This window comes from Nostoc sp. FACHB-133 (genome assembly GCF_014698055.1).
Classification (GTDB): domain Bacteria; phylum Cyanobacteriota; class Cyanobacteriia; order Cyanobacteriales; family Nostocaceae; genus Nostoc.
In genome coordinates this window covers 1-11665 of sequence record NZ_JACJSH010000070.1, presented here as the reverse complement: position 1 = coordinate 11665, position 11665 = coordinate 1, and the positions used below count along the sequence as shown (strand labels likewise).

Genomic DNA, 11665 nt, shown 5'->3' with positions numbered 1-11665 from the left:
CTTGGAGGGAATGCAAGACAATAGGACTATGATGTTCTCTTGGCTATTCGTGATTAATTGAGAAGCCCTGACCACACCGCCTAGCGGTTGGTGTGTGGTAGTTCATCCTAATCAAGTTTGCAGTGCAGCTAGCCCTTGAGCAATATAACTGCCGGCTATAAACTACTTTTTGCAAAACTTTTACCCCGTTTAAACTTATAGGTAAAGATTATTTTAGAAAAAGGTTCTTGTCGTATTCTTATGTAGCATAGTTTAGTTTTCTCTTTTAATAGGGAGCTGTGCTTTGATGACTAAGGCTAGAAATGGCGCTCTTGTTTGTTGTGTGTACATAGCAGCTTCAATAAAAATGTCGTAATGGAAGACCGATATAGCTTGCAAGCACAGGCTAATCCCTGGATGATCACCTCCGCTCCCTTTTTTCAAGGGTTGCCAGAACCTGCTGTGGAATCAGCCCTTGTCCATCTTGTTACCCGCACTCACCCAGCCAATCAGGTAATTCTGCTAGAAAATGACTGGGGTGGTTCTGTGTATTTTATTATGGACGGATGGGTCAAAATCCGCACCTACAATCTGGAAGGAAAAGAGGTAACGCTAAATATTCTTGGTAAAGGGGAATTATTTGGTGAAATGGCGGCGCTAGATGAAGTTCCTCGCTCCACAGATGTGATTACCTTAGCCCCAACAGTAATTGGCAGTATGCCTGCTCAGGATTTTGTCAAGTTACTTCAGATAGAACCCTTGGCTGGAGTTCGATTGGCGCAATTAATGGCACGACGTTTGCGGCAAGTAAATCGCCGATTGCGTTTGCGGGAATCTGATAGCCAGTCACGAGTGGCAGATACATTGCTATTTTTAGCAGAAGGACAGGGAAAAAAAGGGCAAACAGGAACCGAAATCCCCAATTTACCTCATCGAGAATTGAGTAGTTTGAGCGGACTGGCACGGGAAACTGTGACACGAGTATTGACAAGGCTAGAAAAAAAAGGCTTGATTAAACGGGATCAAGACACTATTTGTATTCCCGATTTGTCAGCCTTGGAAAGAATGATAGTTTAAGAACTTGTCAAATATGAGTATTTTAGATTCTCTGCCAGATGAACCGGAGGAAGAACCATCAACTGAATCTTCAACTCCCCACAATCATTGGTTAAACAAAGAACAAGAGTTAATGCCTCCTCAACTCAAGGCTGATGCGCCGTTGAGGATGGTAGAAACGGCATTTTTAGCCAGTACTGCTAGCTTAATTTGGTTTATTAATTTCTATTTTCCCTTGGGCCCAGTTTTACGGATATTTTTTCCGGTTCCCATCGCTCTAGTTTATCTGCGTTGGGGCAAGCGTGCGGCATGGATGGCAGCACTCACCTCTGGGTTACTGCTAACTGTACTGATGGGGCCAGCCCGTAGTTTGCTGTTTGTCATGCCCTACGGGTTTATGGGCGTGCTTTTGGGAGCGACATGGTATCGTCGTCGTGTTCCCTGGATTGTTTCTATCACCTTGGGTACGCTATTGGGTACTTTGGGGGTCTTTTTTAGACTGTGGTTGTTGTCTGTTTTGTCGGGTGAAGACCTGTGGATTTATGTGATTACCCAAGTGACTGAGTTTATTGAGTGGGTATTTTTAAAGCTGAGTTTATTGGCGAGTCCCAGCGTATTTTTGATTCAAGTGGGAGCGATCGCTCTAATTTTACTCAACAACTTTATCTACCTTTTTGTGGTACACCTCGCAGCATGGTTTCTTTTTGACCGTCTGGGCAATCCCATTCCCCGTCCACCACGCTGGGTACAAGTCCTCATGGATTATGAGGGATAGTCATTTGTCATTTGTCCTTGGTTAAATAATTAGTCCTAACTAATTCCCAATGCCCAATTCCCAAATTCGTATTTATACCCAAAAAGAACAAGGTGAAGAATGGCTACGACGATATCGTGGTTGTCTGCCCGTATTTGGATGTGTTTTAGGATTTACTGAAACTGGTTTAATTCCAGGGATTTCAGCAGCCGGTCGAACTCCAGAAGATCGGAAATATACTGCTTGTGCCGATGCCGAGTTTTTGTACTACGGCCCAGAACATAAGCCCCAACATCCCCTACCACCATTAGCGGCTGGGGCTTCACCTGTGCTGATTTCTCGCGCTGTCTTTGAGTCACTAAAGATACCAGTTCATTTGTTTAATGCTGGTTTACCCTACCCTCCGGCTGTGCCATTAATTGATTTGGGTGGCGCTTCTGCTAAGTGTTTAAGTGGAGGCGCTGCTATGGAAATTACAACGGTACATCACTTGTTTAAACAAGGGCTACTTTGGGGAGAACGCCTTGCTGCCAATATGCAACAGAGTTATGTGATTTTTGGTGAGTGCGTCGTTGGAGGTACTACAACTGCCCTGGCAATCTTAACTGCTTTAGGTATAGATGCTGCCGGAAAAGTTAACAGTAGCCACCCTATTTGTAACCACAAGCAAAAGTGGGCACTAGTGCAAGCAGGGCTAGAGAAAGCAGAAAGCAGGGGGCAGGATGAGATATTTCAATCTCAAATCATGACTTCCATAGATCCGCTAAAAATCGTCGCTGCTGTGGGCGATCCCATGCAGGTGGTGGTAGCTGGGATGGCGATCGCAGCTAGTCGTAGTTGTGGTGTAATGCTTGCTGGTGGGACGCAAATGCTGGCGGTTTATGCTCTGATGAGTGCGATCGCTCAAGCTTACGCCTTATCATGGCAACCAGAAGCAGTAGTTATAGGCACAACTCGTTGGGTAGCAGAAGATCCTACTGGGGCTACAGTTGACTTAGCCCTCAGCTTAGAAAAAGGCAACTTGACTCCGAGTGGAAGAACCCCTCCCCTATTAGCAACTAATCTCAGCTTTGCTGATTCTCGTTATCCTCAACTGAGAGCTTATGAGCAGGGCTTTGTGAAAGAAGGTATGGGTGCTGGGGCAGCTTGCATAGCCGCCCATCTTAGCCACAATTGGCAGCAACACCAACTTTTAACAGCTATTGAATCTCAGCTTGAACGGCTAAGTACAGCATTTCATTAATTCATAGGGAATTAAATTTGTCAGGACTTTACATCCCTCTGCGCTTTCTTAAAAACTTCCATTTGTTTCATAGTGAGGAATGCACTAAAAGCTTATGATCCTACACATCACACTATTACATATATTTACGTAATAGTGTGTTTTGCTTTTCATCAATTTGATAGCTGGATTAGTTGCTTATACTTAAATATATGCCCACAAAACCATCACTTGATATTGAGCCTAAAGGTTTTCCTTCCATACCTCCAGGCATTTTTGTAATTCGTTGAACTGAGGTTAAATTTAATGAATTCTTTCTCTAAGTAATTGTTCTTCCAAGGCAGCAATGCGATTGTATGCTGCTGTTAACTGCGCTGTTAGTCGTTGTATTTGAATTTCTGGTGTTATATTATCTCCACTTTGACGATGCATATCTAGATAAATACCATCTGTTAATACATCCTTGTGTTCCATTTCTGGATTTAAACTGATACGTCTGAGCTGATAGCCTCCAGCCGCACCATTTTCCTGATAATTATCCTTTGCTTGTGTATTTGCTATGGAACACTCTGAGAAAGTTTGAGTGACTTTAGCATCAAGTTGCTCAATTACTTGACAGAGGGCATCCAGTTTTTCGCTTAAAGTCAGGATCTGCTGCTGTAATAGCTCCATTTAATACCTTTATCCGTACATTTTCTATATGTTATTCAATTTACTCCCAACCTTAACGATACTTATGGATTATTTAAGTATTGATAATTTTTGGTGCAAATGTGACATTTAAATCATTATTTCTAAATGTAGGTAAAGTTGGACTATAAGTACCACTAATGAAATTTATGGAGATAAATTCACTTTTAGGTAGTAATTTGCCGATAAAGTTGCTATTTTGAGTCAAATATTCCAAATTATCGGTATCAACCAGAGAAAACTCCAATAAATTTCCAACTCCGCTTTTTCACCTAGTCAGCCTCTGGTGAATCTCTGCTTAATATTAGGTATAATCAAAAATCTTAAATCCAAAATCAATGGATCGACGGTCTTTTTTGCTCGGTACAAGCACACTGGCACTTTCACAACTGCTTTTTGGCTGTGGTGGAAACAGGCAGACGCAACTAAAAGTACAGTTATTAAAAGGTTCTATACCTGGTCAGGTGGTGAATCAGTTCCACAAAGGTTTGCAGCAACAGGTGCAGTTAAAGTTTGCCCCAGTCGAGCAGATAGAGGATTTATTTCAGCAATTACAAAATTGGCAGAAAAAACCAAAAGCCACCGATGAACAAGGATGGAGTCGCTTTATACCCTTTAGGCAAGGTCAAAAAACGGCTGATGCAGACCTCGTGACATTGGGAGATTACTGGCTAAAAGCAGCTATTGAGCAGAAACTGATTCAACCACTCCAAGAGTTACAGGGAAACCAATTAAAGCAATGGTCTGCTTTAGATGAAAAGTGGAAAAAATTAGTAACACGCGACGACCAAGGTAACTTAGATACTCAAGGGAAGGTGTGGGGTGCGCCTTATCGGTGGGGTACCACGGTGATTGTTTATAACCGTGACAAGTTTCGAGAATTGGGATGGACACCCAAAGATTGGAGTGATTTGTGGCGAGATGGAATGCAGCAGCGCATTTCCCTACTTAATCAACCACGAGAAGTTATTGGTCTGGTCTTAAAGAAGCTAGGAAAATCTTACAATACAGAGAATCTTGACCAAGTACCAAACTTGGAAAAGGAATTACAGACATTAAACCAACAGGTGAAGTTCTACAGTTCCAAGAACTACTTAGAACCTTTAATTATGGGAGACACTTGGCTAGCGGTTGGTTGGTCAAGCGATGTACTGCAAGTTCTAGGACGTTATCCGCAACTTGGCGCAGTTATACCCCAGTCAGGAACAGCAATGTGGGCGGACTTGTGGGTGCGTCCCGCAGGTATTGATAAGGGTACTTTATCAGATCAATGGATTGATTTTTGTTGGCAACCAAGTACAGCTAAACAAATTTCGGTGCTGACTAAAAGTAATTCGCCAATTTCAACAAATATTGCCGCTTCCGACATCCAAGAACCATTACGGAGTTTGTTACAGAGCGATCGCGAAGTTTTGGATAAAAGTGAATTTTTACTTCCCTTACCGCCATCTGCAATAAAACAATACGAGTCTTTGTTCGCCAAAATGAAGGTTTAATTGGGCATTGGGCATTGGGCATTGGTTATTAATTATTCTCTTCCACTCACTTATCCCTCATTCTCTGCTCCCCTGCTCCCCTGCTCTCTGCCCCCTCTCACCTGCTTATCCCAACCATATTGCCTCATCTCCCCACTCCCCACTCCCTAATTGTCTAGAGTGAACGCTGTAAGCCTATCTTGTTCTTAACAGTTGTTTGGATACTGCATAAAGCTGGACTTGTACTAAAGTTGCAAGTGTAAGTTGCTAAGGGTTCCTTTTGATAATTAAATACCCGGACATTGTAACCAAAGTTTCGTGCAGCGCTACCCAAGCGATTTACGAAGTCATAGCGCTCTATATACTCTAGTAAGCTCCAAATTTGCTGATTTACGATCAAGTCTACTCGTGCAGCTTCCTTACCAGAAGCTGGATATGCTATCCAATTATCCAAGAGCTTTCTTTCAGAGTTTTGTTGTGCCCACCATAAACTCGGAACAGTTAATCCTTGTGGATGAATTGTGTTAGCTGTAATTACATAGTCTTTTGGCTTGGTCAATAAATCTAGTTCTAAAGGCGCACTCGATGGCGACGGTATCGGGCGGGTTTGCGCTAGCGAGGGCGACGGGATTAGTAAAGTGATGAGGGCAATGGTTAGTAGTAATGAAAATGATGTTTGGCGTTGGCGCAGCCCGCCATAGGCATCGCACAATTTAGGTATAGGCATAGCTGATACTAATTCGTAATTAAGGCATTAGTAAAAATTCGCACAATTTAAACTTTAATGGCAACGATGCAAATTATTCGATTGTCTGAGGTTTAACTTCCTTGTTGATACAGCGTCGGCTTGAGATATTCCTCCACGACGCGAATTAATTGTATTTGTTGCTCACCGAAGAGAGCAGGGGAGGCAGGAGAAGAAGAGAAGCAGGGGAGAAGAAAATACCTCTCCTGTTCAGAAGGGGTCTGAAGCTAGGCTGTTGACTTTGTTGGTTTGAAGGCAAAATTATTTCATGCAATAATGATGTTCTTAAATGCTCCTAAAGCACTTTCCCAAGCTGGGCGTTCAGAAAATGAATTATGAGCGCAATGCAGATACTCCCATAGGGCCACGAGTTACACCCAATTGATTTTGCAACTTCAACTCGCGCCATAGTTGGGAACCTGTAATCTCACCTTGCAATACTTGACGGTAGCGATGTATTATTTTAGTCACTTGATCAGGGGTTTCATTTACAAACTCGATACGAAAGTGACGTAATCCCAACTCTATCAGACGCTGTACGTACTCCGCTCCAGTTTGGGCTGTGCCGTTAAATACAGTATTGCGGCAACCTACATCTGCCTTGAGGACATGTTCGCTGCCTACACGATCTTTTAATTTTACTTCCTGCTTTTCACAAGGTCGCCCACAGTTAGTATGATCTGTACCTGTCGATAGAAAAGCACAGAATACGCAGTGTTCCATGTGGAACATCGGTATATGTTGATGGATTGTCACCTCAAACCACTGGGGTGGACAACTGGTGAGCAGGTCTTGCAGTTGGGAAATATTCAGGTCATAAGATGCCGTCAGCCGTTCTAAAGCAAAGCGTTGCTGAAAGTAGTCTGCCGTCAAGGGATTAGCAACATTGAGCGAAAAATCTCCAATACAACGGTCTTGAGCAAAGAATTGCAATTGATCGTAGTTCCGTATCAGATAGCCGTCTGCTTCACAGGCACGTACCTGCTGCAAAATCCAATTTTCCCCAGGTTTGGTAATTCGGGGTGGTGCAACCCAGATTGTGGGGAGTGGTGAGTTATCAGTTAAAAGTGAAGAATTGTCTACTTTGTTTTTTTGCTGTTGTTGGCGAACCATTTGCACCGCTTCTCGGTAGGCGCGGGGGTCTTCAAATTCACAGTAGAGTGTTTCAATCCCAGCTCTGAGGGCGGCTTGGAGTTGCTTAAGGTTTCGTACTAAGACGATGAGTGAGGGAGATGTAGCTTTAGCTTCCCGCAGGGTAGGAGAAGAGGAAAATGAGGAGGGGAGTAAATCTTGGAAAGTGACATCAGAACGTAATTGCCAGCGTTTAGGTTGACTTCGCAATTCTTCCAACTGCACCACAATTTCGCGCCGCATCCGGTTCAACTCACTTACGGGCAGCATAAAGGAAGTGCTGAGGTGGTTGGTTAGTTTTTCCAAAACGAAAGGCGTGTTACCGAGACGACCGAATTGTTCTTGTAAACGTTCTGTATCTAAGGGTTTAGTGTGCGCCTCCACTAGAGAAATTGCAGATTCTACCTGGACAATATTACCGAGTCGGTCGCGCGCGATCACAATCAATGGCTGACCAATTTCTCCATAAACCTCAACATCAATGGGACGCTGAAATTGTGGGTTCTCACCGGCAAAACTTTGACGCAGTTGCTTATCGAGTTCGGGATCGCTGGTTTTCCAAATGCGATCGCCCATATGCACTCGGCGCAGGTTCAAGTCATTTCGACCAAAGGTCAGCATTGCTTCTTTACCCTTAAACGCCACAGCATAAACCCGGCCGCCTTCTTCCTTCGCTTCTGGATGACCGCAGTCAAACACAATTCCATCCCCTGGTTTTACAGGCGCTTCCAGTTTGATTGTTACCTGTTCGTTGTGAATGCGGGTGACTTCACCTAAATAAACCCCACGTTTTTTACCAAAGCGGGCGTGAACTAGTTCTTGATTATTAATCCCGCCAAACCAACCTGTGTAGAGTCCGCGAGAAAATGCCATCTCTAGGTTGTAGTGTTCTTGATTAAGTGGAAGATCCCCCCAACCCCCCTTAACAAGGGGGGCTATTTTCCCCCCTTTTGAAGGGGGGCTAGGGGGGATCTCCTCCATCACTCCATCTAGGGCTTGCCGATAAACACGGGTGACATTAGCAACATACTCTGGAGCTTTTAGGCGACCTTCAATTTTGAGACAAGTTACTCCTGATTTCACCAAATCGGGCAAAACATCTAACCCTGCTAAGTCTTGAGGACTGAGTAAATATTTGCGTTCTTTTAAATTTACAACTTCCCCATCAGCGATTAAATCGTAGGGCATCCGGCAAGCTTGGGCACATTCACCTCGGTTAGCAGAACGTCCGCCTAAAGCCTCGCTAGTCAAACACTGACCGGAATACGCCACGCACAAAGCACCGTGAACAAAAACTTCCAAGGGCAGCGAAGTATCTTGTTGGGCAATCTGCTGCTGAATTTTATTAATTTCCTGAAGAGAACATTCACGCGCCAGCACCACCAATTGACAGCCGAGGGACTTAGCAAATTCCACCCCAGCCGCACTAGTGATGGTCATTTGGGTGGAAGCATGGATGGGAAAATCGGGCGAGAGGTGACGGATGAGACGACAAGTTCCGACATCTTGAACAATGACGGCATCCACACCTGCGGCAATAATTGTGCGGAGATATTGCTGCGCTTCTGCTAATTCTTTGGGAAATATTAGTGTGTTGACGGTGACATAACCCTTTACGCCGCGACGGTGCAGAAATGTCATCAATTGGGGTAAGTCTGCCTCAGTAAAATTTTCTGCCCGCATTCTGGCGTTGAAGCGATCCAAACCGAAGTAAATCGCATCTGCCCCATTTTCCACAGCAGCTTTAGCACATTCCCAATTACCTGCTGGTGCAAGTAGTTCAGGACGTTGAGGAGAGAGTTGGGGGCGATCGCTTTTCATCAGATTTAGGGAAAGTTAACTAGCACCATAGTGATTTTATCTAAGTTTGTCGGGGAGGGTGCGATCGCTCTTTTGTATAGAACGAGCGATACACCAAAATAATTCCTGGGAATACTGAGATTAAGTCTATGTTGGCAAACAAATATGGTTAATCCTTTCACTCAGAAACCCGAACCATATCCGTTCAAGGGAGGAGATGCCTCGGAATACGAGGTATTCATAGGTAAAGCAGGTACTTGGTGTACCCGCCATCATTCGACTGGAGAGACAATCCAATCTGTTCAACCAGCTAATTTTGATATGTTTAACATTGCTAATCTGGGAGTAAATATACTCAATCTTGGTGTAGGCATTTACAATGCTGCCCAACTTCACAAGGTCACAAAGAAATTAGACCGAAATCATGAACAGATTCAATTATGTTTTAATAGCATTCAAAATGCTCTTACTGTTCAACACCGCACTCTTGAGTTATTAGTTTGCAATCAGTGTAACTTAGCACAGCAAATGAATATTCTCCGTGAGGAAATGCGTACAGGTTTTCAAAATGTTGTAGCAGAAGTTAAAGATTTAGAAGCTCGTAGGTGTAGAGAAGAGTTTGAGACTCGAACCTTCAAATTACTTAAAGCTTATGAGCGGTTCAGTTATATGCTACCTGAATCACTGGAAGCAGACCAGCTTATTGAAAGAGCCGAAGATTTAGAAGCTTGGTTGAGAACTCAACTTAATCGTATTGATGCAGGAAAACCTGAAAGATTACCATTATTTGTGGCTCTTTCCTTTAGTATCAGAGCTAAAGCTGATGCGTTTGAAGCTAAAGGAGGAGATTACACAAGTTTTGCTACTAAAGATATTGGTTTACTAATAAATCAACTTCGTGATGAAGCTCGTGTATTTTGTGAGGGACGCAGTTTATATACTCTTGGGGTAGAAATACCAGAAATCCTCTACCAATATGCCCTATTAAATCGAAGTCTTTGTAAGGGACGTAATTTACAGACAAAATTAGACTCTGAAGTTATTTTTTCAGCAGAAGATGTGACTTGGGATGATGGGATGCAAAAATTAAGAGAATTATTCAAACCCAACATTGAAGATATTGAATTAATAGACCTTGAACATCTTGAATTCATAGGTGGCAACCAAGATATTAAGCTAAATACTATGGCAGACTACGATTGGTACATACGTTTTGCAAATCAAGATAGATTAACTTTCAAAGTTCACTCTCGTCCCTCAATAAAACTTTCTGATATTCTGCGAAACATAGGTCATCCAGAACCTCAGAGTGGGGGAATTGCAAAAACTACACTCAATACTCTTATGGCTTTTGCTCTGCCTGAAACAATAAATAATATTTCTCAGCTTATAAAAAATGAGTTTGAGTTAGAAAATTTTCCTAAACTTAGTGGTTTAAACAATTTAGATATACAGAAATAATAAATGAGCGATCGCTAAGTATGCTTATTCAATGGTCAAATGAGGATAATTGCTACTTGGTATACTTACCGGAATTCCTTTGGCAGCAATTCCATACTTATGGCAAAAGTTATGAAGTTTAAATAGCTCCCTAGACAGAGGAAGCGTCTAAAACGATTATTTAGCATTCCAACATATACTAGTAACGTATATTTGACTAGAATTAAAGTGTTATAGTGATTATCGTTTGGATACCATCTACGGTGGGGGTTTACGGAAGTGCGCCTCTACGAAAGACATGGCAGTTTAGCTATAAGTTAATATCTACCGTTTTACGGGTATTAGAAAAATGAGGTTTAAAGACTGGGCGACTAGGGTGTTACTAATCTCGCTGATGTTCATGGCTGTAATTGTAGTGCTGCTAATTGGGCGAGCGACAAAATTACACAATAATCCGACAACATCCCATGTATCTAATCCACGGGTTATGGCCTTCAGTCAATATCCGCAGGTGCAATTCCAATCAGCGAAAGAGCCAGAGAAAAAATCTCAACGTGTTATCAAGTCCCCAGTCAAGACTAACAAGCCTGTATCAAGGTACATAACTACTCAAGCTTTTGCAAAGTACAGACCTAGTTATCAAGTTGCTTCGGTTGATCCAAGTAACTATGGAGAACGGTACGCCCAAGATGTTAATGGTATACCTCTTCACAACCAACCGATTATCGTCCTTCATGAAACTGGTTATTCTGCTTCCAGCGCGATTAATTTCTTTCAAGTAGCCCATAACGATGAAAGTGTACAGGCAAGTTACCACGCTTTAGTCAAGTTAGATGGAACGGTGGTTTATCTAGTACCGCCAGAAAAGCGGGCTTTTGGTGCAGCTAACTCAGTATTTGATAGTCCACAAGGATTGGAAACTGTGCAGACTAATCCAAAGTTACCTGCATCTGTGAATAATTTTGCTTATCACGTTTCTTTGGAAACACCGCCAGATAGTTATGACAGTAACAGCCAACAAACCCATAGCGGCTACACGGAGGCTCAATATAAGTCTCTTGCTTGGTTAATTGCTCAAAGTCAAGTTCCAGACTATCGCATTACTACCCATCATCTCGTAGATCGTTCTGGTAAAAAAGTTGACCCGATAAATTTTGATGGTAATAAATTTCTGAGTTTACTTAATACTTTTCGTCAGGTTAGACCAATTTATAGAGCTAGTAAATAATTTATTCGTAATGGCGTGGCAAGGCTAAAATAGTGCATTAGACGTAGCGACTGTCTTAAAAGTCAAGCGATCGTGAACAAAAAACCGGGACTGTGAACATTGACGCAACAGGGGAACGCTGCGCTAGATTCGGTGGTGGCTGGTA

9 protein-coding genes and 1 pseudogene are annotated in these 11665 nt (G+C 42.8%); 7 read left to right on the top strand and 3 right to left on the bottom strand.

Annotated features, from left to right (window positions below):
* Positions 1 to 354 precede the first annotated feature (354 nt).
* The 3 genes from H6G86_RS32490 to cobT are packed head-to-tail and all read left to right on the top strand — an operon-like array spanning position 355 to position 3032.
* Positions 355 to 1056, top strand: coding sequence for a Crp/Fnr family transcriptional regulator (locus tag H6G86_RS32490; protein ID WP_190937773.1), 702 nt, complete (start codon positions 355 to 357; stop codon positions 1054 to 1056).
* Positions 1057 to 1069: 13 nt separating this feature from the next.
* On the top strand, positions 1070 to 1810 hold the full coding sequence (locus tag H6G86_RS32485) for a DUF2232 domain-containing protein (RefSeq protein WP_190937772.1): 741 nt from the start codon (positions 1070 to 1072) through the stop codon (positions 1808 to 1810).
* 49 nt (positions 1811 to 1859) lie between these two features.
* Positions 1860 to 3032, top strand: coding sequence for a nicotinate mononucleotide-dependent phosphoribosyltransferase CobT (gene cobT / locus H6G86_RS32480; protein WP_190937771.1), 1173 nt, complete (start codon positions 1860 to 1862; stop codon positions 3030 to 3032).
* Positions 3033 to 3314: 282 nt separating this feature from the next.
* Here the strand turns inward: cobT and H6G86_RS32475 are convergent, their stop codons facing one another.
* Positions 3315 to 3683 (bottom strand): hypothetical protein, encoded by a 369-nt coding sequence (locus H6G86_RS32475; protein WP_012409876.1) that lies wholly within the window; start codon positions 3681 to 3683, stop codon positions 3315 to 3317.
* A gap of 356 nt (positions 3684 to 4039) precedes the next feature.
* Between H6G86_RS32475 and H6G86_RS32470 the strand changes: the two genes are divergently transcribed.
* Entirely contained in the window at positions 4040 to 5197 is a 1158-nt protein-coding gene (locus tag H6G86_RS32470; protein ID WP_190937770.1) for an extracellular solute-binding protein, read from the top strand.
* A 154-nt stretch (positions 5198 to 5351) separates the two neighbouring features.
* Here H6G86_RS32470 and H6G86_RS32465 read toward each other — a convergent pair whose 3' ends face one another.
* Both H6G86_RS32465 and H6G86_RS32460 read right to left on the bottom strand, forming a co-directional pair.
* Complete coding sequence (locus H6G86_RS32465; RefSeq protein WP_242065085.1) at positions 5352 to 5903, bottom strand: hypothetical protein; 552 nt, start codon at positions 5901 to 5903, stop codon at positions 5352 to 5354.
* A 351-nt stretch (positions 5904 to 6254) separates the two neighbouring features.
* Entirely contained in the window at positions 6255 to 8873 is a 2619-nt protein-coding gene (locus tag H6G86_RS32460) for a U32 family peptidase (RefSeq protein WP_190937769.1), read from the bottom strand.
* A 300-nt stretch (positions 8874 to 9173) separates the two neighbouring features.
* Here H6G86_RS32460 and H6G86_RS32455 point away from each other — a divergent pair, with 300 nt between their 5' ends.
* From H6G86_RS32455 to H6G86_RS32450, 3 genes and pseudogenes are all read left to right on the top strand, one after another.
* Positions 9174 to 10313, top strand: a complete 1140-nt coding sequence (locus H6G86_RS32455) for a hypothetical protein (protein WP_190937768.1) — start codon at positions 9174 to 9176, stop codon at positions 10311 to 10313.
* A 20-nt stretch (positions 10314 to 10333) separates the two neighbouring features.
* A pseudogene (locus H6G86_RS39125) lies at positions 10334 to 10429 on the top strand (type II toxin-antitoxin system HicB family antitoxin); the annotation flags it as partial.
* A gap of 212 nt (positions 10430 to 10641) precedes the next feature.
* Positions 10642 to 11520: a peptidoglycan recognition protein family protein gene (locus H6G86_RS32450; protein ID WP_190937767.1), complete on the top strand. Its 879-nt coding sequence runs from the start codon at positions 10642 to 10644 to the stop codon at positions 11518 to 11520.
* The last annotated feature ends 145 nt before the right edge of the window (positions 11521 to 11665 follow it).

What these genes read in the sequence shown, in the direction of transcription:
- H6G86_RS32490 (WP_190937773.1), top strand. Translation starts at nt 355, where the DNA reads ATGGAAGACCGATATAGCTTGCAAGCACAGGCTAATCCCTGGATGATC.
- H6G86_RS32485 (WP_190937772.1), top strand. Translation starts at nt 1,070, where the DNA reads ATGAGTATTTTAGATTCTCTGCCAGATGAACCGGAGGAAGAACCATCA.
- cobT (WP_190937771.1), top strand. Translation starts at nt 1,860, where the DNA reads ATGCCCAATTCCCAAATTCGTATTTATACCCAAAAAGAACAAGGTGAA.
- H6G86_RS32475 (WP_012409876.1), bottom strand. Translation starts at nt 3,683, where the DNA reads ATGGAGCTATTACAGCAGCAGATCCTGACTTTAAGCGAAAAACTGGAT.
- H6G86_RS32470 (WP_190937770.1), top strand. Translation starts at nt 4,040, where the DNA reads ATGGATCGACGGTCTTTTTTGCTCGGTACAAGCACACTGGCACTTTCA.
- H6G86_RS32465 (WP_242065085.1), bottom strand. Translation starts at nt 5,903, where the DNA reads ATGCCTATACCTAAATTGTGCGATGCCTATGGCGGGCTGCGCCAACGC.
- H6G86_RS32460 (WP_190937769.1), bottom strand. Translation starts at nt 8,873, where the DNA reads ATGAAAAGCGATCGCCCCCAACTCTCTCCTCAACGTCCTGAACTACTT.
- H6G86_RS32455 (WP_190937768.1), top strand. Translation starts at nt 9,174, where the DNA reads ATGTTTAACATTGCTAATCTGGGAGTAAATATACTCAATCTTGGTGTA.
- H6G86_RS32450 (WP_190937767.1), top strand. Translation starts at nt 10,642, where the DNA reads ATGAGGTTTAAAGACTGGGCGACTAGGGTGTTACTAATCTCGCTGATG.